This is a genomic window from Actinomadura kijaniata, assembly GCF_014138665.1.
Classification (GTDB): Bacteria; Actinomycetota; Actinomycetes; order Streptosporangiales; family Streptosporangiaceae; genus Spirillospora; species Spirillospora kijaniata.
In genome coordinates this window covers 1-24,553 of the sequence record NZ_JACJIA010000015.1, presented here as the reverse complement: position 1 = coordinate 24,553, position 24,553 = coordinate 1, and the positions used below count along the sequence as shown (strand labels likewise).

Sequence of the window (24,553 nt, the reverse complement as noted above, 5' to 3'; positions counted from 1 at the left end):
GCATCCCCTTCCCGGGGGTGCGGGCCGCTTCGTCGTCTCAGGAGGGGTCAGGCAGCCCCAGGGAGCGGACGAGGTCGAGCATCTCGGCGCGGTGCAGCGCGGCCGGGTCGTTGGCGAGCGACAGGTGGCCGTACAGCTCCAGCGCCACGAGCCCGTGCATGCGCCCCCACACCCGCAGGGTCAGGGCGAGGGCGGCGGGCGGCAGGCCGGGGAAGGCCGCCTGCGTCTCGGCGACCAGGTCGGGGGAGAAGTCGTCCCAGCTGTGATCGCCGTCCTGGCGCTCCCGGGCGTGCGGCCAGGCGGCGGCGACGAGCCCGGTGAGCCCGGCGCAGGCGCGGTGGTGCGCCTCGCGCGCCGGTCCGCCCTCGGGCGGGCGGTACCCGGCGACCGGGTCGCCGTAGATGAGGCGGAACCCCTCGGGGTTGGCCAGCGCCCATTCGCGCACGGTCCGGCCCCAGGCCGTGATGCGGCCGCCGGGGTCGTCGGGCGGGACGGCGTCGCGCGCGGCCTCGGCGGCGTCCACCAGCGAGGTGTAGACGTCGCTGATCAGCGTGGTGATCAGGTCGTCGCGGGTGGCGTAGTAGCTGTAGATCGCCCCGGCCGTCATGCCCATCTCGCGGGCGATGGCGCGCAGCGAGATCGCGTCGGTGCCGCCCGCCGCCATGAGGTCCAGCGCGATCTTCTTGATCTCGGCGCTGGTCTCGGCGCGCAGCCGGTCGCGGCGGCTCATCTTCGGCTCGTTCACCCTTGACAGTTTACAGCGTTGCGCTACTGTTCGGCGTGGCAACTCTGAACGCCGTGTAGTAATTGTCTGCCGTACAGGAGATTTTCGCTGTGCAATCCCCCTCCGGACGCGCCGGGCCGAGGCTGGCCCTGCTGGCGTTCACGCAGCTCATCGTGGCTTTGGACTACAACATCGTGTACGTGGCGCTGCCCGATCTCGGGTCGGCGCTCGGCTTCAGCGCCCAGTCGGTGCAGTGGGTGGTCAGCGCCTACGCCGTCGGCCTCGGCGGGCTGCTGCTGTTCGGCGGCCGGGCCGTGGACCGGCTCGGCGCGCGCCGGATGTTCGTGCTCGGCCTGGCCCTCTACGGCGTCGCCTCGCTGGCGGGCGGCCTGGCCACCTCGCCCGGCCCGCTGGTGGCGGCCCGCGCCGTGCAGGGCGTCGGCGGCGCGCTGCTCACCCCGGCGACGCTGGCGCTGATCTACCGGGGCTTCGCCGAGGGCCCGCAGCGCAACCGGGCCATGGGCGCCTGGGGCATGGCGGGCAGCGCGGGCCTGGCCGCCGGATCGCTGCTGGGCGGCGTGCTCACCGGCTACCTCGGCTGGCAGTGGGTGTTCTTCGTCAACGTCCCGCTGGCCCTGCTCGCCGTGCTGGCCGCGCCGCGCCTGCTGCCCGCCGACCCGACCCGCCCGGCGGGCGGCGCCTCCTTCGACCTGCCCGGCGCGCTGCTGGCCACCGCGGGCGCGACGCTCCTGGTGTTCGGGCTGGTCAGCGGCCCGGAGGCCGGATGGGGGTCGGCGCGCGCGGCCGGGGCGCTGACCGCCGGGGCGCTGCTGCTGGCGGCGCTGGCGGTCGTGGAGACGCGGACCCGGGACCCGCTGGTGCCGCCGCGCCTGCTGCGCGACCGGGGGCTCGTCACGACCATGGTGGTGATCGCGGTGTTCATGGGAACGCTCGGCGGCGGCTACTACGTGCTGACCAACCACCTCCAGCCGGTCCTCGGCTACGGCGCGCTGAAGGCCGGTCTGGCGTTCCTGCCGCTGACCCTGGTGTGCATGGTGGCGGCGCTGTGGGTCGCCCCCGCGATGGTCGGCCGGTGGGGGCACCGCGCCACGCTGGCGGCGGGCATGCTCGGCACGGCCGCCGGGCTCGCCGCGCTCACCGCCGGGATGTCGGCCGACGGCCCGTTCTGGGCGCTGCTGCCCGGCAGCGTCGTGTGGGGCGTGTCCGGCGGCGTCGCGTTCGTCGCGCTGTTCGTGGCGGCGGGCTCCGGCATCGCCCCGGCCGAGCAGGGCGTCGCCTCCGGCCTGGCGACCACCGCCAAGGAGATCGGTGGCGCGCTGTTCCTGGCCCTGTTCGTGGCGGTCGCCAACGCGGGCCTGGCCGTGGACGCGGGCGCGTCGCGTCCGGTCGCCGACGTCCTGGACGGGCTGCGCGCCGCGGGCTGGGCCGCCGCCGCCCTCACCGCCGCCGGAGCGCTGGTGGCCCTGCTGCTGCCCCGCCCCGGCGACCCCGCACCCGAACCCCTTCCGTCCACTCCGTCCACCTCCGTTCCCGAGGAGATCGCGTCATGACCGTCACCACCGAGACCACCGCCGTCGTCCGTCGCTACATCGAGATCTGGAACGAGCGGGACGCCGCCCGCCGCGCCGCCGCGATGGAGGCCGCCCTCACCGGGGACTCCGTCTACAGCGACCCCGACTACGAGGGCCTGCAAGGCCACGCCGCGCTGTCGGAGGCGATCGACCGGGCGCAGGAGCGGTTCGGTGACCTGCGCTTCGAGCTGGGCGAGGTGCTCGGCGCGCACCACGGCCACGTGCTGTTCACCTGGCGGCTCGGCGCGCCCGGCGCGGAACCGGCCGCCACCGGCTACGACGCCGCCGAGATCGCGGCGGACGGGCGGCTGCGCCGCGTCGTCGGCTTCTTCTAGAACACCCGGCACGTGCCCCCGCGCCGCCGCGCGCGGGGGCACCCCCGTGAAAACCGGAGAACTTCCGGCGTGACCGTGCCTGGCGCGGCGGGCATGTCCCCACCCTCCCGCGCCCGCACGGCCCTGGAACGGGCCTGGCCCGAGGCCACCGTGAACGAGGTCGTCCCCCGCACCGGAGGGCGGTTGAGCGCGGTGTTCGAGGCGCGCTGCGACGGACCCCCGCACGCGGTGATCGTGAAGGTGTGCGCGGATCGGTGGGCACGCCGACGGGTGCGAGCGGCTGCGCCTCTACCGGCTCTACCGCACCCTGGAGCTGTGGGACTGGTTCGCGTCGACCGGCGAGTCCGCCCCGCCACCCCGCGTCGCCGTCGGCATCCGCGACCTGGCCCGCTAATCGCTCCTTGCGTTGCGTTAGCGGCCGGAGGTAGAGTGGCCGGGTCACATCGCCGCCCGGTAGGGGAGTCCCTTGGAGATCTGAGGTCGAGACACCGCGCCGTAGCCGCTTTCGGCTCGCGCATCCTCGAACCTCAGTGGACTCTCGTTCACCGGGCTTTCCCATGCCTTCCGGACGCGCTACGCGTTCCGCGGTGTCTCCATGTGTTCCCGCAAGTCCCGAACCATCATGGAGGCCGCCCATGTCTTTCGCCGTCGTCTGTTCCGACCTCACCTTCGGCTGGCCGGACGGCACGCTCGTGCTGGAGGGGCTGAACGCCGCGTTCGGCACCGGCCGCACCGGCCTGGTCGGTGCCAACGGGGCGGGCAAGTCCACGCTCCTGAAGCTGATCGCGGGGGAGCTGAGTCCCGCGTCGGGCTCGGTCGACGTCGCCGGGAGCGTCGGCCACCTGCCGCAGGACCTCCCGCTCGGCACCGCCCGCACCGTCGCCGACCTGCTCGGCATCAGCGAGGCCCGCGCCGCGCTGCACGCCATCGAACGCGGTGAGGCCACCGAGGAGAACTTCACCGCCGTCGGCGACGACTGGGACGTGGAGGAGCGCGCCCGCGCCGGGCTCGACCGCCTCGGCCTGCGCCACCTGGACCTGGACCGCACCGTGGCGACGCTGTCGGGCGGCGAGACCACCATGGTCGGGCTGGCCGCGCTGCTGCTGGCCCGCCCCGACGTGCTGCTGCTGGACGAGCCGACCAACAACCTGGACCTGGACGCGCGCCGCCGCCTGTACGAGGCGGTCGACTCCTGGACCGGGGTGCTGGTCGTCGTCAGCCACGACCGGGAGCTGCTGGACCGCGTGGACGAGATCGCCGACCTGCGCGAGGGCGGCGTCCGCGTGTTCGGCGGCAACCTGTCGGCCTACCGGGAGCTGCTGGAGGTGGAGCGGCGGGCCGCCGAGCAGGCCGTCCGCACCGCCGGAGCCGACCTGCGCAAGCAGAAGCGCGAGCTGGAGGAGGCCCGGGCGAAGCTGGCCCGGCGGGCCCGCTACGGCGACAAGGTGGGCGAGAGCGGAAGCCTGCCGAAGATCCTCGTCGGCGCCCGCAAGCGCGCCGCGCAGGTCTCGGCGGGCAAGCACCGCCTCCTGCACGAGGAACGGCTCGCCGGCGCCCGTGAACGCCTGACCGAGGCCGAGGAGGCGGTCCGCGAGGACGCCGCGATCCGGATCGAGCTGCCCGCCACCGAGGTCCCGGCGGGCCGCACCGTCCTCACCGTCACCGGGCTGACCGCGCCCGAGCCCGAGCCCGGCACCCTGGCGGAGCTGGTCGTCCGGGGGCCGGAACGGATCGCGCTGGTCGGGCCGAACGGCGCGGGCAAGACCACGCTGCTGCGCGCGTTCGCGGGGCCGGCCGCGCCCGAGGGGGTGGCGGTGAGGCGGGGCGTGGACGGAGTCCGCTACCTGCCCCAGCGCCTCGACGTGCTCGACGACGCCCGCAGCGTCGTGGACAACGTGCGCGCCCAGGCCCCGGCGGCGTCGGTGAACGCGGTCCGCGCCGGGCTGGCCCGCTTCCTGTTCCGGGGCGACCGCGCCGACCGGCCCGCCGGGACGCTGTCGGGAGGGGAGCGGTTCCGCGCGGTGCTGGCGTCGCTGCTGCTGGCCGAGCCCGCCCCGCGGCTGCTGATGCTGGACGAGCCGACCAACAACCTCGACATGGCCAGCGTCCGGCAGCTGTCCCAGGCGCTGGACGCCTACCGGGGGGCGCTGGTCGTGGTCAGCCACGACCTGCCGTTCCTGCGCACCCTGGGGATCACCCGCTGGCTGCGCGTCGACCGGCGGACCGGGCTGACGGAGGTGGAACCGATGTGACCGGCGCCGTGGCGGCTAGCGCAGGGAGCGGAACCATCGCAGGGCGTCGGGCAGGCCGCGGAACGCGGTCCCGAAGTGGTCGGTCGCCCGGCCGTAGTCCACGACGGCCGGCTCGGCGCCCCGTTTCCGCAGGTCCCGCGCGCAGGAGCCGGTGTTGCCGAACGGGACCTGCTCGTCCCCGGACGCGCCGATCAGCCGCACCGGCACGCGCGGCCGCCACGAGCAGGTCCCGTCGGTGGCCCGCATCGCCGTCAGCAGCACCCCGCCGGGTTCGCGCAGCCTGGCCAGGTAGCCGGGCGTGAGCAGGTCCGCCGGCCGGGCGGGCAGGTGCGGGGCGATCTCCTCGAAGTCCCCGCGTCCGTCGAACAGCCCTTCCACGGTCCGGTCGTAGGGGGCCCGGAACACCTCCGACGGCGACCGGTACAGCCGGTACATCCGTTTCCAGGTCACCGTGAGGTAGGCGGTGTAGAAGGCGGACGCCCGCCCGTTCAGCCGCGTGTCCTCCCGGAGCGCCTCGGGGATCTGCACGCGCCGCAGGTCGAACGGCCCGCTGATCGGGGCCAGCGCGCTCAGCCGCAGGTACGGGTCGGTCCCGCGCTGGAGTTCCCGGCCCAGCGCCATCGCGGCGTGCCCGCCCTGCGAGAACCCGGTGACCAGCACCCGCCGGTCCAGCGTCCGCCCGCGTGCGGCGGCCACCGCGCGTGCGGCCCGCAGCATGTCCAGCGACGCGCTCGCCTCCGACGCCGCGTGCCCGTAGGGATGGAACCCCGGTCCCCGGCCGAGCCCCAGGTAGTCGGACGCGACGCCCGCGTACCCGGCCCCGGCGAAGTAGACGGCCGCTACCCGGCCCTGCCCGTCCTCGGCGACGGACCCGGCGATGTGGCGGGCGGCGTGGGTGCCGTGCCCGTAGCTGACGGGCCGGACCCCGCCGCGCCCGGCGGGCAGCGCGACCACCCCGCTGGCGGTCGTGGGCCGCCCCCGGTGGTCGACGGTGCGGTGGACGACGCGGTGGACGTCCACCGCGTGGCGGGGGAGCGGGGAGGCGAAGGCGGGGTGGGCGCGCGCGAGGTAGGCGCGTACCTGGTCGGCGTTCATGCGCGCGACCCGTTCGGAGGACACCACCGCGCCGCGCGCGGGGGACGCGGCGGCGGGCGGCGCGGCGGCGGGCGGCGCGGAGGCCGGGGAGGGCGCGAAGGGCAGGAGGAGACCCGCGCCCAGGAGCGCGGCCGGTGTGGAGGGCTTCATGCCCTCGACGCTAGGAACCGGCCGCGCTCGCTCCCATGGGCCTGGACACCGCCCACGGGGTGGGCCTGGCGACACCCCGTCAGGTGAGGACCCGCTTGGTGAACGTCCGCGTCGCCCACCAGACCACCACGGCCGTGCCCAGCACCAGCACCGATCCGTACGCCCAGAACGGCATGTGCTCGACCTGCGGGGTCAGCGCCGCGCGCAGCCCCTCGCTCAGGTACACCATCGGGTTGGCGAGGGTGGCGATCTGGAGCCAGCGGATGCCGTCCATGGCGGCCCACGGGTAGTAGACGCACCCGAGCATCGTCATCGGCAGCAGGACGACCGTGAACAGCACCTGCGACTTCTGCGGGTCGATGAGCGTGCCGAGCAGCAGCCCGCCCGCCCCCGACAGCAGCGAGCCGGTGACCATCATCAGCAGGAACAGCGGCCAGTTGTCGATGTGCACGCTCGGTCCCTGGCCCTCGGCGTGGATGAACAGCACCGCCGGGAACACCAGCAGCCCGGCGACGAACGCCTGGGTCGCCGCCGCGATGATCTTCTGCACGCCCAGCAGCGGGACCGGCACCGGGGCCAGCGCCCGGTCGGTGATGGAGCGCTGCCAGGTCAGCTCCATCATCAGCGGGAAGATCGCCGCCATGATGCCCTGCATGACGATCGAGGAGGCGACCATGCCGGGCACCAGGATGGTGGAGAACGTCGGCCCGCCCCCCTGCTGGGCGAACATCGCGCCACCGGTGCCGATCTTCGGCAGCACGTAGGCGAACACGAACACGAACAGCAGCGGCTGGGCGATGACGCGGGTGAAGGTGGACACGAAGTTCTTGCGCATCACCCGCACCTCGCGGGCCATCATCGCCCAGAACGTGCGGGCCAGCGTCGGCCGCGCGGGCGGCGCGGCCAGGGCGGAGGTGTCGGTGGGGGAAACGGCGCTCATTCGCGGTACTCCCGTCCGGTGAGGGTGAGGAAGACGGTCTCCAGGCTGGGCCGGAGCTGGGAGGCGTCGGTGACGCCGATCCCGGCGGCCGACCCGGCGGCGACCAGCTCGCCGAGCAGCCCGTCGGGGGAGTGGGCGAACACCCGCACCTGCGCGCCGTTGACCTCGACCTTCCCGACGCCGTCACGGTCGCGCAGCGTCCTGACGGCGGCGGGGACCGGGCCGTCGTAGACGACGGTGATGACGGTGTCGGCCCCGGCGGTCTCGGTCAGGCCCGCGACGGTGCCCTCGGCGAGGACCTCGCCGTGGTCGACGACCGCGACCCGGTCGCACAGGGCCTCGGCCTCCTCCATGTAGTGGGTGGTGAGCAGGATCGTCTGCCCCTCGCGTTGCAGGCCGCGCAGCACCTCCCACAGGTTGACGCGGGTCTGCGGGTCGAGCCCGGCGGTGGGCTCGTCCAGGAACAGCACCTCGGGCCGGTGCACCAGCGCCCGGCAGATCATCAGGCGTTTGGCCTGGCCGCCCGACATCTCCAGCGGCTTGCCCTTGCGGCGGTCGGTGAGATTGAACATCTCCAGCAGCTGGTCGGCGCGCCGCCGCGCGTCCCTGGCCGACAGGCCGAAGTAGCGCCCGCGGAACTCCAGGTTCTCGAACGCGCTGAGGTCGTTGTCGAGGGTGTTGTTCTGCGACACCATGCCGATGCGCCGCTTGACCTCGACGGGCCGCCGCACGACGTCGAAGCCGCACACCTCGGCGGTCCCGCCGGTCGGGACGACCAGCGTGGTGAGCATGCCGATGGTCGTGGACTTGCCCGCGCCGTTGGGGCCGAGCAGCCCGAAGAACTCGCCGGGGGCGACCTCGAGGTCGACGCCGCGGACGGCGCGCACGTCGCCGCGCGGGCTGGAGTAGGTCTTGCGCAGGCCCACCGTGCGGATGGCGGGCCCGGGGGAGGGTGGCGTCATGCGCCGGCTCCTTCCGGAGGGAGACCGGATCGGGGGGAGCCGCCGTCCCGGCGGGAGGCGGCCTCGGTCGGCGGACCGTCGCGGCCGGCCGCGAGGCGGGGGTCTTCGGAGTATGGACGCGGCCGTCGCACGATCACCATGCCCACCTTCTTAACCCCCTGATTTTTAGGTGTCAAATCTTTAGAGGCCTAAATAGCGGACGGTAGGGAGGCTTGTCCGTATGGTGAGAGTGACGGGCGCCCGTATTGCATGTTCATGCAGTGTCGTGCATACTCTTGCTCACCTCCAGAAAGGGCGGGCAGAGCATGGGAATCCGGGTCGCCGTGGCCGGCGCCAGCGGGTACGCGGGCGGCGAGGTGCTGCGCATCCTCGCCGGCCATCCAGAGTTCGAGATCGGGACGCTGACGGCGGGCTCCAACGCGGGCACCGAGCTGGGAACGCACCAACCGCACCTGCGATCCCTGGCCGACCGCGTGCTGGAGGAGACCACCCCCGACACCCTCGCCGGCCACGACGCGGTCTTCCTGGCCCTGCCGCACGGGCAGTCCGGCCCGATCGCCGAGCAACTCGGCGACGACGTGCTGGTCGTGGACTGCGGCGCGGACTTCCGGCTGCGGAACGCCGCCGACTGGGAGCGGTTCTACGGCTCCCCGCACGCCGGGACCTGGCCCTACGGCCTGCCCGAGCTGCCGGGCCAGCGCGAGGCGCTCGCCGGAGCCGGGAGGATCGCCGTCCCCGGCTGCTACCCGACCGCCGTGACGCTCGCGCTGTTCCCCGCGTTCGCCGCCGGGATCGTCGGCAGCGACGTCGTCGTGGTCGCCGCCTCCGGCACCTCCGGCGCGGGCCGCGCCCTCAAGCCGCACCTGCTGGGCAGCGAGGTCATGGGCTCGGTCAGCGCCTACGGCGTCGGCGGCGTCCACCGCCACACCCCCGAGATGATCCAGAACCTCAGCGCCGTCGCCGGAGAGCCGGTCACCGTCTCGTTCACCCCGACGCTCGCGCCGATGAGCCGCGGCATCCTGGCCACCTGCACCGCCAAGGCCGCGCCGGGCCTGACCGCCGCCGCGCTGCGCGACGCCTACACCGCCGCCTACGACGGCGAGCCGTTCGTGGGCCTGCTGCCCGAGGGACGGTGGCCCGCCACCTCCATGACCCTCGGCGCGAACACCGCGCTCGTCCAGGTCGCCCTGGACGAGGACGCCGGACGCGTCGTCGCCGTCATCGCCATCGACAACCTCACCAAGGGCACCGGGGGCGGCGCGGTGCAGAGCGCCAACCTCGCCCTCGGCCTGCCCGAACAGCTCGGCCTCACCACGATCGGAGTTGCCCCGTGAGCGTCACCGCCCCCCAGGGGTTCCGTGCCGCCGGCGTCGTCGCCGGACTGAAGGACAGCGGAGCCCGCGACCTGGCCCTGGTCGTCAACGACGGGCCCTCCCGCGCGGCCGCCGGGGTCTTCACCACCAACCGCGTGAAGGCCGCGCCGGTGCTGTGGTCGCAGCAGGTCCTCACGGGCGGCCGCCTGCACGCCGTCGTGCTGAACTCCGGCGGCGCGAACGCCTGCACCGGGCCCGCCGGGTTCCAGGACACCCACGCCACCGCCGAGCGGGTCGCCGCGGTCCTGGACACCTCCGCCGGGGAGGTCGCGGTGTGCTCCACCGGCCTGATCGGCGAACGGCTGCCGATGGACCGGCTGCTGCCCGGCGTCGACGCCGCCGCGAACGAGCTCACCCGCGGCGACGGGGGCCTGGCCGCCGCCGACGCGATCCGCACCACCGACACCGTCGCCAAGATCGCGTTCCGGCAGAGCGAGCACGGCTACATGATCGGCGGCATGGCCAAGGGCGCGGGCATGCTCGCCCCGTCCCTGGCGACCATGCTCTGCGTCCTCACCACCGACGCCGACCTGCCCGCGCAGGCCCTGGACCGGGCGCTGCGCGCCGCCACCGGCGTGTCGTTCGACCGCCTGGACGCCGACGGCTGCCTGTCCACCAACGACACCGTCCTGCTGCTGGCCTCGGGCGCGACTGGCATCACCCCCGAGGAGGAGGAGTTCACCCGGCTGCTCACCGAGGTCTGCCACGACCTCACCCGCCAGCTGCTGGTGGACGCCGAGGGCGCGTCCAAGGCCATCGCCATCGAGGTGATCGGCGCCGCCAGCGAACGCGACGCCGTCGTGGTCGGCCGCGAGATCGCCCGCAACAGCCTGCTCAAGTGCGCCATCCACGGCGAGGACCCCAACTGGGGCCGGGTGCTGTCGGCGGTCGGCACCACCGACGCGGTCTTCGAACCCGACCAGATCAACGTCGCCATCAACGGCGTGTGGGTGTGCCGCGACGGCTCGTTCGGCGACGACCGCGACAAGGTGGACCTGCGCCCGCGCGACGTGTCCATCACCGTCGACCTGTCGGCGGGCCCCCACAGCGCGACCGTCTGGACCACCGACCTGACCGCGGACTACGTCCACGAGAACTCGGCGTACAGCACATGAGCGAGACCATCTCGAACGCCCGGATGCGCAAGAACCGCGCCGGGGTGATGGACAAGGCCGAGACCCTCATCAAGGCGCTGCCCTGGCTGGAGCGCTTCCACGGCACGACCGTCGTCATCAAGTACGGCGGCCACGCCATGGCCGACCCGGAACTGCGCGCCCAGTTCGCCGAGGACGTGGTGTTCCTGCGCTACGCCGGGCTGAAGCCGGTGATCGTGCACGGCGGCGGCCCGCAGATCAACGCCGCGCTCGACCGGGCCGGGATCGAGTCCAGCTTCACCGCCGGGCTGCGCGTCACCACGCCCGAGGCGATGGAGGTCGTGCGGATGGTGCTGGTCGGCCAGGTCCAGCGGGACGTGGTCGGCCTCATCAACCGGCACGGGCCGTTCGCGGTCGGCATGTCCGGCGAGGACGCCAACCTGTTCACCGCCGAGCGCAAGCCCGCCATCGTCGACGGCGCCCCCGTCGACATCGGCCAGGTCGGCGAGATCGTCGAGGTGCAGGTCGGCGCGGTCCGCGCGCTGCTGGACGACGGCCGCATCCCCGTGGTGTCGTCGGTGGCGCGCGGCGACGACGGCGAGGTCTACAACGTCAACGCCGACACCGCCGCCGCCGCCCTCGCCGTCGCGCTGGACGCCCAGAAGCTGGTGGTCCTCACCGACGTGGAGGGCCTGTACGCCGACTGGCCCGACAGCGACGACGTCATCGACCACCTCACCACCGACGAGCTGGCCGCGCTGCTGCCGGACCTGACGTCGGGCATGGTCCCCAAGATGGAGGCCTGCCTGCACGCGGTCCGCGGCGGCGTCCCGCAGGCGCACGTGCTGGACGGCCGCGTCCCGCACTCCCTGCTGCTGGAGATCTTCACTGACGAGGGCATCGGAACGATGGTCCTGCCCGCCCCCGCTGGAGCGCCCCACTCATGAGCCGAAACGACGAACTCCGGGCGCGGTACCAGGCCGCGTTCATGCCCAACTACGGCGTCCCGCCGCTGGCCCTGGCCCGGGGGGAGGGGGTGAAGGTCTGGGACGCCGACGGCAACGCCTACCTCGACCTGATCGCGGGCATCGCCGTCTCCTCCCTCGGCCACGGCCACCCCGCCCTGGTGGAGGCCGTGTCGGCCCAGGCCGCCGCCCTCGCCCACACCTCCAACCTGTTCCTGCACGAACCGGAGATCCGGCTCGCCGAGAGGCTGCTGGACCTGGCGGGCGGCGACGGCAAGGCGTTCCTCACCAGCAGCGGCACCGAGGCCAACGAGTGCGCCCTCAAGCTGGCCATCAAGTACGGCAGGCGGACCGGCCGCTCCTACTTCGTGGCCACCCGCAACGGCTTCCACGGCCGCAGCATGGGCGCGCTGTCGCTCACCGGCAAGGAGTCGATCCGCGAGCCGTTCGGGCCGTTCGCCCTCGACGTGCGGTTCGTGCCCTACGGCGACGCCGACGCGCTGGAGAAGGCCGTCACCGGCGACTGCGTCGCGGTGTTCCTGGAACCCACCCAGGGCGAGGCCGGCGTGGTCCCGCCCCCGGAGGGCTACTTCGCCGCCGCCCGCCGGATCTGCGACGCCACCGGCGCGCTGCTGGTCGGCGACGAGATCCAGTCGGGCATCGGCCGGACCGGCGCCTGGTTCGCCTTCCAGCACGAGGGCGCCCGCCCCGACGTCCTCACCCTCGCCAAGGGCCTGGGCGGCGGGCTGCCGGTCGGCGCGTGCCTGGCGTTCGGCGAGCACGCCGACACCTTCGCCAAGGGCGACCACGGCAGCACCTTCGGCGGCAACCCGATCGCCGCCGCCGCCGCGCTCGCCGTGCTGACCACCGTCGAGAAGGACGACCTGCTCGCCAACGCCCAGTCCGTCGGCGAGATCCTCGCCAACGGCGTCGCCGCCATCGACCACCCGCTCCTGAAGGGCATCCGGGGCCGAGGCCTGTGGCGCGCCCTGGTCCTGACCGCCGAGAGGTCGGCCGCCGTCGAGAGCGCCGCCCGCGCCGCCGGGTTCCTCGTCAACGCCGTCCAGCCCGACGCGATCCGGATCGCCCCGCCGCTGATCCTCACCGCCGGACAGGCCCGCCTGTTCGTCGACGCCCTGCCCGGCGTCCTCGACGCCGCCCAGAAGGAGAACCGCAGCTGATGGTCCGGCACTTCCTCCGCGACGACGACCTCACCCCCGCCGAGCAGGCCGAGGTCCTGGACCTGGCCGCCGCCATGAAGGCCGACCGGTTCGCCCGCCGCCCCCTGGACGGCCCGAGGACGGTCGCGGTGCTGTTCGACAAGCCCTCCACCCGCACCCGGATCTCGTTCGCCGTCGGCATCGCCGAACTCGGCGGCCACGCCCTGGTCCTGGACTCCGGCACCAGCCAGCTCGGCCGCGGCGAGACCGTCGCCGACACCGCGCGCGTCCTGGAACGCCAGGTCAGCGCCATCGTGTGGCGCACCACCGGGCAGGAGCGCATCGAGGAGATGGCGGAGGGCACCGCCGTCCCGGTCGTCAACGCCCTCACCGACCGGTTCCACCCCTGCCAGATCCTCGCCGACCTGCAGACCGTCAGGGAGCACCGCGGCGACCTGGCCGGCGCCACCCTCGCCTACTTCGGCGACGGCGCCAACAACATGGCCCACTCCTACCTGCTGGGCTGCGCCACCGCCGGGATGCACGTCCGCGTCGCCGCCCCCGAGTCCCTGCCGCCCGACCCGGCCGTCGTCGCCCGCGCCACCGAGATCGCCGCCGCCACCGGCGGGTCGGTCCTGGTCACCGCCGACGCCAAGCACGCCGCCGCCGGAGCCGACGTCCTCGCCACCGACACGTGGGTGTCGATGGGGCAGGAGGGCAAGGACACCTCGCTCTACGAGCCCTACGCTGTGGACGAGGCGCTGCTCGCGCTGGCCGCCCCCGACGCGATCGTCCTGCACTGCCTGCCCGCCTACCGGGGCAAGGAGATCGCCGCGAACGTCCTGGACGGCCCGCGCAGCCGCGTCTGGGACGAGGCGGAGAACCGCCTGCACGCCCAGAAGGCCCTGCTCACCTGGCTGTTGGAGAACCCGGCATGACCTGCTCGTTCGCTCGCAAGCTCCCGATCTTGACGCTCCTCGGTCCAGACCGGGCGGCGCCATGACCCTGCCCATTGCCGCGCCTCCGCGCGGCCGGCCCTGGCGCTTTGACGCCGGGTCTTCCCTCGTCGCTTACAAGATCGCTCGCGAGCTCCCGATCTTGACGCTCCTCAGTCCAGACCAGGCGGCGCCATGACCACTCCGATGACCAAGGCGGCCCGGCAGGCCCGGGTGATCGAGCTGCTGACCCGGCACCCCGTCCACTCCCAGGGCGAGCTGGCCAAGCTCCTGCTGGACGAGGGCGTCGAGGTCACCCAGGCCACCCTGTCCCGGGACCTGGTGGAGATCGGCGCGGTGAAGCTGCGCGCCGACGACGGCAGCCTGATCTACGCCGTGCCCGGTGAGGGCGGCGAACGCATCAGGCGCGCCCGCACCGGCGCCGCCGAGACCTTCGACGGCCGCCTCACCCGGCTGGCCGCCGAACTGCTGGTCTCGGCGGAGGCGTCGGCCAACCTGGTCATCGTGCGCACCCCGCCCGGGGCCGCGCAGTACCTCGCCTCGGCCATCGACCACGCCGAGTGGCCCACCATCCTCGGCACCGTCGCCGGCGACGACTCGATCCTGGTCATCTCCCGCGACCCGCGGGGCGGGGAGGAGGTGGCCCAGGCGCTGCTGCGCCTGACCACCGGCCGCGAACGGCGAAGCCAGTGACCGGCGATCCGGCCGGTCCCTGACACGCGATCCCGCCACGCGGTTTGGCGGACCCGCCGCACGGGGTGTATCCGTGCGGGGTAAGAACGTACTCACAACGCGGTGGAAAGAAGAGGATTCCTGTGACCAAGGCACCGACGCGGCTGTGGGGCGGCCGGTTCGAAGGCGGCCCGTCGGACGCGCTCGCGCGGCTGTCGGTGAGCGTCCAGTTCGACTGGCGGCTCGCCCCCTACGACCTGATGGGCTCGCGCGCGCACGCCCGCGTCCTCAACCGCGCCGGGCTGCTCACCGACGACGAGCTCGACCGCATGATCGGCGCCCTCGACGACCTGGAGGAGGCGTGCCGGTCCGGCGAGTTCCGCCCGGCCGTCGCCGACGAGGACGTCCACACCGCCCTGGAACGCGGCCTGCTGGAGCGCCTGGGCGCGCTCGGCGGCAAGCTCCGCGCCGGCCGCAGCCGCAACGACCAGGTCGCCACCGACCTGCGCCTGTACCTGCGCGACCACGCCCGCCAGATCGTGTCGCGGCTGGTGGAGCTGGAGACCGCCCTCATCGCGCAGGCCGAGCACAACATGGGCGTCGCCGCGCCCGGCATGACCCACCTCCAGCACGCCCAGCCGGTGCTGTTCTCCCACCAGCTGCTCGCGCACGTCCAGCCGCTCACCCGCGACATCGCCCGCCTGCGCGACTGGGACCGGCGCGCCGCCGTCTCGCCGCTGGGCTCGGGCGCCCTCGCCGGGTCGTCGCTGCCGCTGGACCCCCAGGCCACCGCCGCCGAGCTCGGCTTCGACTCCGCCGCGCCCAACTCCATGGACGCCGTCGCCGACCGCGACTTCGTCGCCGAGTTCCTGTTCGCCGCCGCCCTGATCGGCGTCCACCTCTCCCGCCTGGGCGAGGAGGTCATCCTGTGGGCGTCGCAGGAGTTCAACTGGATCGAGATGGACGACACCTACGCCACGGGGTCGTCGATCATGCCGCAGAAGAAGAACCCCGACGTCGCCGAGCTGGCGCGCGGCAAGGCCGGCCGCCTCATCGGCCACCTGGTCGGCCTGCTCACCACCCTCAAGGGCCTGCCGCTCACCTACAACCGCGACCTCCAGGAGGACAAGGAGGGCGCGTTCGACGCCGTCGACACCCTCCTGCTCGTCCTGCCCGCCATGTCCGGCCTGATCGCCACCATGCGCGTCAACCGCGAGCGCATGGAGGAGCTGGCCCCGCAGGGCTTCGCCCTGGCCACCGACCTGGCCGAGCTGCTGGTGCGGCGCGGCGTGGCGTTCCGCGACGCCCACGAGATCGTCGGCCACCTCGTCGTGTGGTGCCAGGTCAACGACAAGGACTTCGACGACCTCACCGACGACGAGCTGGCCAAGGTGTCCCCGCACCTGACCCCCGACGTCCGCGAGATCCTGAACGTCCCCGGCGCGCTGGCCTCCCGCAAGGCGTTCGGCGGCACCGCCCCCGACCGCGTCCGCGAGCAGATCGAGACGCTGCGCGCCCAGGTCAACGAGCACGCCGCCTGGGCGGCCGGGAACGGCCACTGACGCGCGTCCCCGGCCGGACCGGTACCGTGTGACCGGTCCGGCCGGGAACGACCCACCAACGAGGCGATGACCGACACACCCCTGCTGCCCCGCGACTTCTTCGACGCGCCCGTGGAGGAGGTCGCCCCCGCCCTCCTCGGCCACGTCCTCCTCCACGCCACCCCCGACGGCGAGGTCGCCGTCCGCCTGACCGAGGTGGAGGCCTACGCCGGCCCCCTCGACCCGGCCTCCCACTCCTACCGTGGCCGCACCGCCCGCAACGACGTCATGTGGGGCCCGCCCGGCCACGCCTACGTGTACTTCACCTACGGCATGCACTACTGCATGAACCTGGTCTGCGGCCCCGACGGCACCGCCTCGGCCGTCCTGCTGCGCGCCGGGGAGATCATCGAGGGGGAGGGGCTGGCGCGGGAACGCCGCCCCCGCTCCACCGTCCGCGACCTGGCCCGCGGCCCGGCCCGCCTGTGCCAGTCCCTCGGCGTCGCCCGCGACCAGAACGGCCTGGACGTCTGCGTCCCGGACTCGTCCCTGCGCGTCCACCGGGGCGCCCCCGCCGACCCGGCCGCCATCCGCACCGGCCCCCGCACCGGCGTCAACGCCGCCAAGGACACCCCCTGGCGCTTCTGGATCGACGGCGACCCCACCGTCTCCCCCTACCGGCTCCACGTCCCCCGCAAGCGCGCCGCCAAGGCCGATGGCTGACCACCGGCCCCTCTTCCTGGCCGCCGGGCTCGCGGTCGGGGCCCTGGGCGCGTTCACCCTGGTCGGCGTGGACGGGCAGCTCCGCCGCACCGGCGTGGTCAGCACGGCCTACCAGCCCGCGCCGACCTACCCCGGCAGGGCCCGCTACAGCGCCTCGGTCGTCCGCGTCGAGACCTGGCTGCTGCGCCGCGACCGCCCCTACGAACTGTGGATCGCCCGCGGCCCCGAGCCCACCTACGGGCACAGCATCACGATCGGCGGGCTCGGCCACGGCGAGCGGCCCCGCATCGCCTCCGCCGACTGGCGGCACGACGGCGTCCGGGTCCGCTTCACCACCGGGCACGAGGTGCGCGTCCCCGCCGGGAAGTTCCTCGGCGGCAGGTGACCCGCCGCGAAACCGCTCCCTGACCAGCGCCCCGCCCCCGAAACCCGTTACCGTGATCGGTGGTCCATCGGGCACCCTGGTGGACGTACCGCAGAGCAAGCCGGAGACGAGGGAGAACGTGACCGACATCCTGGATGATCTCGCGTGGCGCGACCAGATCGCGCAGTCCACTGACCTGGACGAACTGCGGGCGTTGCTCGCCGCGGGGCCGGTCACCCTCTATTGCGGCTTCGACCCGACGGCGCCGTCCCTGCACCTGGGCAACCTGATCCAGATCTTCACCCTGCGCCGCTTCCAGCAGGCGGGCCACCGCCCGCTCGGCCTGGTCGGCGGGGCCACCGGCCTGATCGGCGACCCCAGCGGCAAGAGCGCCGAGCGCGTGCTGAACTCCGAGGAGACCGTCGCGGGCTGGGTGGAGCGCATCCGCGGCCAGGTGTCGAGGTTCCTGGACTTCAACGACGGCCCGACCGGCGCGACCATGGTCAGCAACCTCGACTGGACCGGCCCCATGACGGCCATCGAGTTCCTGCGCGACATCGGCAAGCACTTCCCGGTCAACAGGATGCTGGCCCGCGACACCGTCAGGAACCGGCTCGACACGACCGGGATGAGCTACACCGAGTTCAGCTACGTGCTGCTCCAGTCCATGGACTACCTGGAGCTGTACCGCCGCCACGGCTGCCGCCTCCAGACCGGCGGCAGCGACCAGTGGGGCAACCTGACCGCCGGGGTGGACCTGATCCGCCGCGTCGAGGGCGCCGCGGCGCACGCGCTGACCACGCCGCTGCTCACCAAGGCCGACGGCACCAAGTTCGGCAAGACCGCCGGTGGCGAGACCTACTGGCTCGACCCCGAGATGACCTCGCCGTACGCGTTCTTCCAGTTCTGGATCAACGCGGACGACCGGGACGTGGAGAAGCTGCTGAAGGTCTTCTCCTTCCGTCCCCGCGAGGAGATCGAGGACCTGCTCAAGCAGGGCCAGGAACGCCCCGCCGCCCGCGTCGCCCAGCGCGCGCTGGCCGAGGAGGTCACCACCCTGGTGCACGGCGCCGACGAGACCGCCCGCGCCATCGCGGCCTCCAAGGCCCTGTTCGGCCAGGGCGAGCTGCGCGACCTCGACGAGCGCACCCTCCAGGCGGCGCTCGCCGAGGTCCCGCGCGCGAAGGTCGCCCCCGGCGAGCTGCCGCCGGTGGCGGACCTGCTGGCCGCGTCGGGCCTGTGCAAGAGCAAGTCCGAGGCCCGCCGCACCATCCAGCAGGGCGGCGCGTACGTCAACAACGCCAAGGTCGAGTCCGAGGACGCCGTCCCGGCGGCCGGGGACCTGCTGCACGGCCGCTTCCTGGTGCTGCGCCGCGGCAAGCGCAACATCGGGGGCGTGGAGGTCACCCGCCCCTGACCCCGCAGACCCCGAGGACGCCCGCCCGGACCGCTCCGGGCGGGCGTCCTCGCGTCCGGGGCGCCCTCCTCACCGGACCCGACCGGAACGATCATCTGCCGCGCCGAGTCGAAACCCCCAGGACCCGCCGCCCCGACCATCTGGAGGACCGACCGCGATGGCGCAGCCCCTTCCCTCCCGCGTCAAGGACGCTCCCGGCAGCGCCCTGCCCTCCCCGCTGGTGAACCCGCCGTGGACCTGGCCCGACACCGAGCCGGTCGTCCTCGGGCTCGCGGCGCCCCGGGAACCCGTCACCCTCGTCTGGGCACCGGGCGAGCAGGAGAAGTGGCTGAAGGAGCCCTACGGCTGGAAGCGGGTCGAGCCCCTGCCGGACGACACCGACTGGGACGAGGTGGCCGAGACCTTCGCCAGTGGCGAGGCACTGTCGCTGGAGGGGGATCGTCTCCTGGAACGGGCCGCGGGCCTGCTCATGCAGGCGCCGCCCGAGTACGGGGAGCGGCTGCTGGCGGACGAGCGTTACTGGAAGGCACTGAGCACATTCGCCGGTCAGCACGTCCTGCGGGGCGCGGTGGCCCGGCACGGGCAAGCGGCCGGTCCGGTGGCGCTGCGCCTCATGGAGCGCACCGCCCCCGACCTGTCGCCGCCCTTCCTCGGCCCCGAGGTCGCCCAGATCATGATCGACAGAATCGCCGACCGGGCCATGCGGGAGGAGGCCCCGGCGAAGGCATGGTTCCGCAGGCACGGGCGGGAGGCCGCCCGGCTGGCCGTGCCGCACGCCCTGGGCGAGCCCGGTCCCCGGCGCCGGCACGCCGAGGAGGCCCTGCGTTTCGTCATCAGGGTGCACGGCGAGGAGACGGTCGTCGAGGCCGCCCGGCCCTACGGCGAGGAGGCGGTGGCGGCGATCGGCGCGCTGAACCCCCACTCCGGTCCGCCGCCCGAGGTCCCCGCGTGGGCGGACACGGAGCTGCTGCCACAGGTCCTGCTGCGCGGGGGACGGCTCGCGCTTCCCGCGACGGCGACCCGGAACCTCGTGGCGATGGTGTGCGCCTCCAGCGTCAGGGAACCGTACCCGGGCCTGCGACAGGTGGAGGAACTCCTCGACCCCGCCTCGCTCGCCGAGCTGGCCTGGGCGCTCTACACCGCCGAACGGGGCGCCAGGCACTGGGCCTCCGACGGGGTGCGGTACGCGCTGCTCTCCTGGGGCGACGACCGGACCGCCGACCGGCTCGCCCCGGTCGTGGCGGCCTGGAACAAGTCGTACGTCGGGGACCGGGACGGGACGACCGCCCTGGAACTGTTCGCCCGGCTCGGGACCGACGGCGCGCTTCGGCATCTGCACCGGCTCTCCACCACGGCACGGGACCGGGAGCGGACCCGATGGCACGCGAGGTACCTGCTGGGCCGCATCGCCGGCGAGCGCGGGCTGACCGTCGAGCAGCTCATCGACCGGCTCGTTCCCGGTCTCGGACTGGACGCCGGCGGGACCACGGTCCTCGACTACGGACCGCGCCGGTTCACGGTGGGCTTCGACGAGCGGCTCATGCCCTTCGTGATCGACGAGTCCGGCAAGCGCCGCAAGACCCTGCCCAAGCCCGGCGTCAGGGACGACGCCACGCTGGCCCCGGCCGCCCACCGGCGGTTCGCCGAGCTCAGGAAGGAGGTCAGGACCGCCACCACCGAACAGCTCACACGGCTGGAGGACGCCATGATCACCGGGCGGACCTGGACCGCCGGGGAGTTCCGTGACGTCTTCGTCGCCCACCCGCTGCTGTGGCACATCGTCCGCCGTCTGGTCTGGAGCGCCACCACGGACGAGCGGACCACCACCTTCCGCGTCGCCGAGGACCGCACCCTCGCCGGCGTCGACGACGCGGCGCTCACCCTTCCCGACGACGCCACCGTCTGCCTGCCGCACCCGATCACCCTCGGCGAGGAGGCCCTCCGACCCTGGAGGCAGATCTTCGCCGACTACGAGATCCAGCAGCCGTTCCTCCAGCTCGCCCGCCCGACGCACACGCTCGCCGAGGAGGAGCACGGCCTGGCGGAGCTGGCGAGGTTCGAGGGGCGCGCCACGGACTTCGGCCGGGTCCTCGCCCTCACGCGGCGCGGCTGGGAACTCCGCGGCAAGGAGTACAGCGGCTTCCGGCGCCAGGTGACGCGGACGGCCGGCCCCCACGGCCGGCACGTGATGGTCTTCCTCGACCCCGGCATCCGGGTCTCCGCCCCCGGCGAGCACGCCGAGCAGCGGACCGTCCGGGTGACCCTGTGGACGGGCCTGGGCTCCGGCGTGCTGCATCCGTTCAGCGAACTCGACCCCGCCGTCCTCTCCGAGATCCTCACCGACCTCACCAGCCTCATCGAGCCCGCGGCCGGCCCACAGGCCGCCCCCTGACCACCTTCCGGCGTTCGCCTCCGTGACCTGGGTCACAGGGAACCCGGCGGGGCCGCCGGACAGGGCGGGATGTGGAGTTGTCAGCGCGAGCCCGGATACGGGCAGGTGACCCCGCCGCGTTCGGGGACCTTTTCGATGAGCACGCACGGGTGGTGTACCGCTACGCGGTCCGGGTCACCGGGGACTGGGCGACGGCCGAGGACATCGTGTCGCTCACCTTCCTGGAGGCGTGGCGCCTGCGGGCGAGGATCCGGCCGGAGGGCGAGTCGCTGCGGCCCTGGCTGCTGGGTATCGCGACCAACGTCCTGCGCAACGCGGCCCGGTCCGCGCGGCGGCACGAGGCGGCACGAGGCGGCACGAGGCGGCGATGAAGCGGATGCCCGGCCGGGACATGGTGCCGGACTTCTCCGACGAACTCGTGGGCCGTCTCGCCGACGCCGAGGAGCTGGCCGCCGCGCGCGTCGCGCTCGGCCGGCTGCGCAAGGCCGAACGCGAGGTGTTCACGCTCTGCGTGTGGGCGGGCCTGAACTACGCCGAGGCCGCCGAGGCGCTCGGCGTTCCGGAAGGCACCGTGCGCTCGCGGTTGTCGCGAGCCCGCACCCGGCTGCGCAAACTCACCGCCGCCGAACGGGAACCCCCGTCCGGCGGCGGACAGCTCGTTGGTGACGACCGCGCGAACGCGGTCCGGTCGAAGCAGGAGAGGCACTCATGAACGGCACCCCACGGCGCGGACCCGAACCCGGCGAGCTCGCCGAGCTCGTGCGGCTCCTGCCGCCCCCGGGCGACCCTGAGCTCTCCGCCGGCCGGCACCATCTCCTCAAGGAGCACCTGATGCTGCAGATCCAAGAGCCCGCGACCGCCCCGCCCCGCCCGAAGCGCCGCCGGTTCGCGCTGCTGGCGGTCCCGCTGGCCGCTGCGGCGGTGGCGGCGGGCCTGTTCGCCGTCCCGCGCGGCGGTGACATCCCGTCCCCGCCCGCGGCCAAGCCCGGCGACCAGAACAGCGCCGCCGTGCTGCTGGACCGCATCTCGCTGGCCGCCGGGCACCAGCCCGCCCTGCCCGTGCGCAAGGACCAGTTCGTCTACATCAAGAGCAAGGTCGCGTGGACCACCCAGACGGACGACGGGCCGCGGGTTCCGCAGCGACTGCGGGAGCGGGAGATCTGGCTGCCGCAGAGCCCCGGGAGGCGCGGCCTGCTCCGGGAGGCGGGCGGGAAGGGCAAGGCGGTGGTGCTGGTCGGCAGGGAGCAGGATCTGACCTACCGCAAGCTCGCCGCCCTGCCGACCGAGCCGGGCGCCCTGCTGGCCGGTATCTACGCGAAGATCCCCAAGTCCGGCAAGACCGCCACCCCGGCCGCCCGGAACGCCGCGGCCTTCCAAGAGCTCGGCGAGCTCCTGACCGAGCAGATCCTGCCGCCCAAGCTCGCCGCCGCCATCTACCGTGCCGCCGCCAAGATCCCCGGCGTGCGCGTGGTGCCCGACTCGGTCGACGCGGCGGGCCGGCACGGCGTGGCCGTCGCGCTGGTCGCCCACGGCGAGCGCAGCGAATGGATCTTCGACAGGAGGACACTGACCTACCTGGGCGAACGCGGCTACATGGTGCAGGACACCGAGTCGGCCAGAAAGGGAATGACCACCGCTACCACCGCGGTCCTCCAACGCGGCGTGGTGAACAAGGCCGGTGAACTCCCCGGCAAGCCGTAACACGCCACCCCGGGAGCAGCCCGACCGCGGCCGGGCTGCTCCCGCCGGTCCACGAAGACCCCAGGGAGCGTGAAGCAGCCGGAACGGGCCGCGTCGTGCCCGGAGGGACGCCGCCTCTTGATCGGATCCAGCGGATCAGGACTCGCAGTAGCGAGGCCGGCCCCCGCTGACCGCCGCACCATCCGGCAGGGCGGCGCGTACGTCGGCGACGCCAATCGTGGCATCGAGGACGCGGAGGTCGCGCGCCCCTGATCCCGGAGACCGAGGACCCCGAAGACCGCTCATCCCCGGACGAGCCGTTCGGCGTGCCCGGCCTCACCGGCGCGGACGGCGCTGGGCCGGGCGCTCAGCAGCCGCCAGCGCGTGGTCACCCCGTCCGGTCCGGTGAGACCGGGCCCGGACAGGGCCTGCTCGATGCGGGCGCGGACACCGGCCTCGGCCTCGGGTTCGCTGGCGAACAGCACCCGTAGCCGCACCCGGGCTCCGGAACGCCGCGCGTCGGTGTGGTGCGGGGCCAGCGGGCAGGGCGGCCGGTGCTCCCAGTGCCCGCACAACGCGACCGTGACGGCCGCGCCCGGCGCCCGGATGTCCTCGCCGGGATCCATGGCGACGACCGCCTCGTGGGCGAACGCTCTGCGCATGGGTTCAGTCCCGGTGGGGCGTGACGGCGACGACGTTGTAGGGGGTGGTCGGCGTGGGAGTCGTGGTGAAGCGCGCGTTGGGCAGGTAGAGGCGGCCCTTGTACGCGGCCACCGTGGTGGGCACGTCGAACCGGGGGTCGATGATGCGGCGGACGACACGGGCGGAGGTACCCGCGTCGTTCACCTTCAGCACGGCCACCGCGTTGGTGCGGTTCTGCACGACGTAGAGCGTGTTGCCCTGGAGGAGCATGCCGTCACCGTTGGGCAGCGCCTCCCCGCCGAGATCCACCGTGCGGGTCACCCCCGTCCGGGGATCGACGCGGAAGAGCTTGCCGCTGTTGCTCTGCACGATGAGCAGGCCCCTGCGGTCGGGCGTCTGGACGATGCCGTTGGCGTTCGGCCCGTTGGGGTTGTAGACCAGGTCACCCTTGAGGGGCAGCCGCCGCGCGGCGGCGGGCGGCCTGCCATGACGCCCCAGACGCAGCCGGTAGAGGACCGGCTGCGGAGCGGCGGAGTCGGTGAACCAGGCCGCGTCCCGGGTGAGCACCACGTCGTTGACGAACGTGGTCCCGGTGGCCAGCCGGTAGGTCGCGACGATCCGCCCGGTACGGGTGTCGATCACACGGGCGTCACCACCGCTGCCCCCGGCGGCGAACAGGCGTCCGGCCCGGTCCACCTTGATCCCCACCGTCGGGGTGCCCGGCCCTTGGCTGATCACGGAACCGCGCCCGGTGCGCAGATCGGCGCGGTAGACGTCACCGTCGGCGAGCGAGCCGACATAGGCGTAAGGAGCCCGGCCGATGGCGATGCCCTCCGGGCGGAACCCGTTCGGCAAGGGGATGGTCGTGGGAAAGGCCCGCGGCTTCGAGGCGACGGCGGGGGCCGCCTGCGCGGGCGGCGCACCCGCGGCGAGCATGAGGACGGCGAGCGGGGCGACGAGTCCGATTCGGGGCACGACGGTGGTCCTTTCTCTCGTACCTCCCAAGATCCCAAGAGCCGGAACGCCGGGGAAGACCGTGACCGGGTCCCGCCAGACGGCCGGACACCGATGCGAAGCGCCGTCGACGGGCGATCGACGGGAAAGTTTCGGTAGATCCACGTCACAGTGAAGACACACAGCGGCCCCAGAAGCCCAGCGCAGAGTGCAAAAGAGGGCTCTGACCTGCGATGATGTCGTCCACAGTGCCGATTTGACGGTCCTGCGGAAGCGACCTAGTGTTCTTCCTGCCCCACGAGGGAGCGGGACGCCGATCGGCGGCCGACCTCAGGGGAACCTCCACAGACCCGAACGAGACGGCATCGTCACGTCCCGGAGCTGCGCGGGGGCCGAATCGCCCGGAAGTTGACAAACCGGACGAAACGGATAAGCTTGAAGGGTTGCCCCGGGGCGAGAGACGCGTAAGCGGATCGAGCGCGGTGGGTGTCCGTTTCTTGAGAACTCAACAGCGTGTTAAAAGCCAGTGCCTTTATCGATCAGGCAAGGTCCTGATCGCCCCGTCCGGCT

23 protein-coding genes are annotated in these 24,553 nt (G+C 73.6%); 17 read left to right on the top strand and 6 right to left on the bottom strand.

The window, feature by feature from the left end; all coding sequences use genetic code 11:
- Nucleotides 1-37: 37 nt before the first annotated feature.
- Complete coding sequence (locus HNR61_RS39075; RefSeq protein ID WP_312898311.1) at nt 38-745, bottom strand: TetR/AcrR family transcriptional regulator; 708 nt, start codon at nt 743-745, stop codon at nt 38-40.
- Between the two features lie 89 nt (nt 746-834).
- Here HNR61_RS39075 and HNR61_RS39070 point away from each other — a divergent pair, with 89 nt between their 5' ends.
- The 3 genes from HNR61_RS39070 to HNR61_RS39060 all read left to right on the top strand — a co-directional run bounded on the left by HNR61_RS39070 (nt 835) and on the right by HNR61_RS39060 (nt 4,903).
- Complete coding sequence (locus HNR61_RS39070) at nt 835-2,295, top strand: MFS transporter (RefSeq protein ID WP_182848197.1); 1,461 nt, start codon at nt 835-837, stop codon at nt 2,293-2,295.
- Nucleotides 2,292-2,651 carry a nuclear transport factor 2 family protein gene (locus HNR61_RS39065; protein ID WP_182848196.1) on the top strand — a complete coding sequence of 120 codons (360 nt, stop codon included), beginning with the start codon at nt 2,292-2,294 and terminating at the stop codon, nt 2,649-2,651. The genes HNR61_RS39070 and HNR61_RS39065 overlap by 4 nt, the downstream gene beginning before the upstream one ends.
- A gap of 635 nt (nt 2,652-3,286) precedes the next feature.
- Complete coding sequence (locus HNR61_RS39060; protein ID WP_182848195.1) at nt 3,287-4,903, top strand: ABC-F family ATP-binding cassette domain-containing protein; 1,617 nt, start codon at nt 3,287-3,289, stop codon at nt 4,901-4,903.
- A gap of 15 nt (nt 4,904-4,918) precedes the next feature.
- On the opposite strand, the gene HNR61_RS39055 is transcribed toward HNR61_RS39060, so the two are convergent.
- The 3 genes from HNR61_RS39055 to HNR61_RS39045 form a co-directional block, all read right to left on the bottom strand.
- Nucleotides 4,919-6,148 carry an alpha/beta hydrolase gene (locus HNR61_RS39055; protein WP_182848194.1) on the bottom strand — a complete coding sequence of 410 codons (1,230 nt, stop codon included), beginning with the start codon at nt 6,146-6,148 and terminating at the stop codon, nt 4,919-4,921.
- A gap of 79 nt (nt 6,149-6,227) precedes the next feature.
- Nucleotides 6,228-7,088, bottom strand: coding sequence for an ABC transporter permease (locus HNR61_RS39050; protein ID WP_182848193.1), 861 nt, complete (start codon nt 7,086-7,088; stop codon nt 6,228-6,230).
- Nucleotides 7,085-8,050 carry an ABC transporter ATP-binding protein gene (locus HNR61_RS39045; protein WP_182848192.1) on the bottom strand — a complete coding sequence of 322 codons (966 nt, stop codon included), beginning with the start codon at nt 8,048-8,050 and terminating at the stop codon, nt 7,085-7,087. The genes HNR61_RS39050 and HNR61_RS39045 overlap by 4 nt, the downstream gene beginning before the upstream one ends.
- A gap of 305 nt (nt 8,051-8,355) precedes the next feature.
- On the opposite strand from HNR61_RS39045, the gene argC reads away from it, so the two are divergent.
- From argC to HNR61_RS38980, 14 genes are all read left to right on the top strand, one after another.
- Nucleotides 8,356-9,384: an N-acetyl-gamma-glutamyl-phosphate reductase gene (gene argC / locus HNR61_RS39040; RefSeq protein ID WP_182848191.1), complete on the top strand. Its 1,029-nt coding sequence runs from the start codon at nt 8,356-8,358 to the stop codon at nt 9,382-9,384.
- Nucleotides 9,381-10,538: a bifunctional glutamate N-acetyltransferase/amino-acid acetyltransferase ArgJ gene (argJ, locus tag HNR61_RS39035; protein ID WP_182848190.1), complete on the top strand. Its 1,158-nt coding sequence runs from the start codon at nt 9,381-9,383 to the stop codon at nt 10,536-10,538. The genes argC and argJ overlap by 4 nt, the downstream gene beginning before the upstream one ends.
- A gap of 23 nt (nt 10,539-10,561) precedes the next feature.
- Nucleotides 10,562-11,464 carry an acetylglutamate kinase gene (argB, locus tag HNR61_RS39030; RefSeq protein ID WP_182848368.1) on the top strand — a complete coding sequence of 301 codons (903 nt, stop codon included), beginning with the start codon at nt 10,562-10,564 and terminating at the stop codon, nt 11,462-11,464.
- Nucleotides 11,461-12,663, top strand: coding sequence for an acetylornithine transaminase (locus HNR61_RS39025; protein ID WP_182848189.1), 1,203 nt, complete (start codon nt 11,461-11,463; stop codon nt 12,661-12,663). Before argB ends, HNR61_RS39025 begins: the two co-directional genes overlap by 4 nt.
- The gene (gene argF, locus HNR61_RS39020) at nt 12,663-13,580 is read left to right on the top strand and encodes an ornithine carbamoyltransferase (RefSeq protein ID WP_182848188.1); all 918 of its coding nucleotides are present in this window, start codon (nt 12,663-12,665) and stop codon (nt 13,578-13,580) included. The genes HNR61_RS39025 and argF overlap by 1 nt, the downstream gene beginning before the upstream one ends.
- Nucleotides 13,581-13,772: 192 nt before the next feature.
- On the top strand, nt 13,773-14,291 hold the full coding sequence (locus tag HNR61_RS39015) for an arginine repressor (protein ID WP_067827749.1): 519 nt from the start codon (nt 13,773-13,775) through the stop codon (nt 14,289-14,291).
- A gap of 122 nt (nt 14,292-14,413) precedes the next feature.
- The gene (gene argH, locus HNR61_RS39010; protein ID WP_182848187.1) at nt 14,414-15,832 is read left to right on the top strand and encodes an argininosuccinate lyase; all 1,419 of its coding nucleotides are present in this window, start codon (nt 14,414-14,416) and stop codon (nt 15,830-15,832) included.
- A 66-nt stretch (nt 15,833-15,898) separates the two neighbouring features.
- Nucleotides 15,899-16,534: a DNA-3-methyladenine glycosylase gene (locus tag HNR61_RS39005; protein ID WP_182848186.1), complete on the top strand. Its 636-nt coding sequence runs from the start codon at nt 15,899-15,901 to the stop codon at nt 16,532-16,534.
- Complete coding sequence (locus HNR61_RS39000) at nt 16,527-16,919, top strand: hypothetical protein (RefSeq protein ID WP_182848185.1); 393 nt, start codon at nt 16,527-16,529, stop codon at nt 16,917-16,919. The genes HNR61_RS39005 and HNR61_RS39000 overlap by 8 nt, the downstream gene beginning before the upstream one ends.
- Before the next feature lie 118 nt (nt 16,920-17,037).
- Nucleotides 17,038-18,315 (top strand): tyrosine--tRNA ligase, encoded by a 1,278-nt coding sequence (tyrS, locus tag HNR61_RS38995; protein ID WP_182848184.1) that lies wholly within the window; start codon nt 17,038-17,040, stop codon nt 18,313-18,315.
- 157 nt (nt 18,316-18,472) lie between these two features.
- The gene (locus HNR61_RS38990; protein WP_182848183.1) at nt 18,473-20,707 is read left to right on the top strand and encodes a DUF4132 domain-containing protein; all 2,235 of its coding nucleotides are present in this window, start codon (nt 18,473-18,475) and stop codon (nt 20,705-20,707) included.
- A gap of 149 nt (nt 20,708-20,856) precedes the next feature.
- A complete protein-coding gene (locus HNR61_RS47055) occupies nt 20,857-21,078 on the top strand; it encodes an RNA polymerase sigma factor (RefSeq protein ID WP_220510342.1) in 222 nt (73 codons plus the stop codon).
- Nucleotides 21,075-21,419 (top strand): RNA polymerase sigma factor, encoded by a 345-nt coding sequence (locus HNR61_RS47050; protein WP_220510341.1) that lies wholly within the window; start codon nt 21,075-21,077, stop codon nt 21,417-21,419. Before HNR61_RS47055 ends, HNR61_RS47050 begins: the two co-directional genes overlap by 4 nt.
- A complete protein-coding gene (locus HNR61_RS38980; RefSeq protein WP_182848182.1) occupies nt 21,416-22,408 on the top strand; it encodes a CU044_5270 family protein in 993 nt (330 codons plus the stop codon). Before HNR61_RS47050 ends, HNR61_RS38980 begins: the two co-directional genes overlap by 4 nt.
- A gap of 281 nt (nt 22,409-22,689) precedes the next feature.
- On the opposite strand, the gene HNR61_RS38975 is transcribed toward HNR61_RS38980, so the two are convergent.
- Complete coding sequence (locus HNR61_RS38975; RefSeq protein ID WP_182848181.1) at nt 22,690-23,049, bottom strand: hypothetical protein; 360 nt, start codon at nt 23,047-23,049, stop codon at nt 22,690-22,692.
- Nucleotides 23,050-23,053: 4 nt separating this feature from the next.
- Nucleotides 23,054-24,004 (bottom strand): SMP-30/gluconolactonase/LRE family protein, encoded by a 951-nt coding sequence (locus HNR61_RS38970; protein WP_312898310.1) that lies wholly within the window; start codon nt 24,002-24,004, stop codon nt 23,054-23,056.
- Nucleotides 24,005-24,553: the final 549 nt, after the last annotated feature.

Bases quoted from the DNA above. Each gene is read 5' to 3' on its own strand.
- HNR61_RS39005 (WP_182848186.1), top strand. From the start codon at position 15,899: ATGACCGACACACCCCTGCTGCCCCGCGACTTCTTCGACGCGCCCGTG.
- argB (WP_182848368.1), top strand. From the start codon at position 10,562: ATGCGCAAGAACCGCGCCGGGGTGATGGACAAGGCCGAGACCCTCATC.
- HNR61_RS39000 (WP_182848185.1), top strand. From the start codon at position 16,527: ATGGCTGACCACCGGCCCCTCTTCCTGGCCGCCGGGCTCGCGGTCGGG.
- HNR61_RS39065 (WP_182848196.1), top strand. From the start codon at position 2,292: ATGACCGTCACCACCGAGACCACCGCCGTCGTCCGTCGCTACATCGAG.
- argF (WP_182848188.1), top strand. From the start codon at position 12,663: ATGGTCCGGCACTTCCTCCGCGACGACGACCTCACCCCCGCCGAGCAG.
- argC (WP_182848191.1), top strand. From the start codon at position 8,356: ATGGGAATCCGGGTCGCCGTGGCCGGCGCCAGCGGGTACGCGGGCGGC.
- HNR61_RS38980 (WP_182848182.1), top strand. From the start codon at position 21,416: ATGAACGGCACCCCACGGCGCGGACCCGAACCCGGCGAGCTCGCCGAG.
- HNR61_RS39050 (WP_182848193.1), bottom strand. From the start codon at position 7,088: ATGAGCGCCGTTTCCCCCACCGACACCTCCGCCCTGGCCGCGCCGCCC.
- HNR61_RS38975 (WP_182848181.1), bottom strand. From the start codon at position 23,049: ATGCGCAGAGCGTTCGCCCACGAGGCGGTCGTCGCCATGGATCCCGGC.
- HNR61_RS39045 (WP_182848192.1), bottom strand. From the start codon at position 8,050: ATGACGCCACCCTCCCCCGGGCCCGCCATCCGCACGGTGGGCCTGCGC.
- HNR61_RS39015 (WP_067827749.1), top strand. From the start codon at position 13,773: ATGACCACTCCGATGACCAAGGCGGCCCGGCAGGCCCGGGTGATCGAG.
- HNR61_RS47050 (WP_220510341.1), top strand. From the start codon at position 21,075: ATGAAGCGGATGCCCGGCCGGGACATGGTGCCGGACTTCTCCGACGAA.
- HNR61_RS39055 (WP_182848194.1), bottom strand. From the start codon at position 6,148: ATGAAGCCCTCCACACCGGCCGCGCTCCTGGGCGCGGGTCTCCTCCTG.
- HNR61_RS39060 (WP_182848195.1), top strand. From the start codon at position 3,287: ATGTCTTTCGCCGTCGTCTGTTCCGACCTCACCTTCGGCTGGCCGGAC.
- HNR61_RS39025 (WP_182848189.1), top strand. From the start codon at position 11,461: ATGAGCCGAAACGACGAACTCCGGGCGCGGTACCAGGCCGCGTTCATG.
- HNR61_RS38990 (WP_182848183.1), top strand. From the start codon at position 18,473: ATGGCGCAGCCCCTTCCCTCCCGCGTCAAGGACGCTCCCGGCAGCGCC.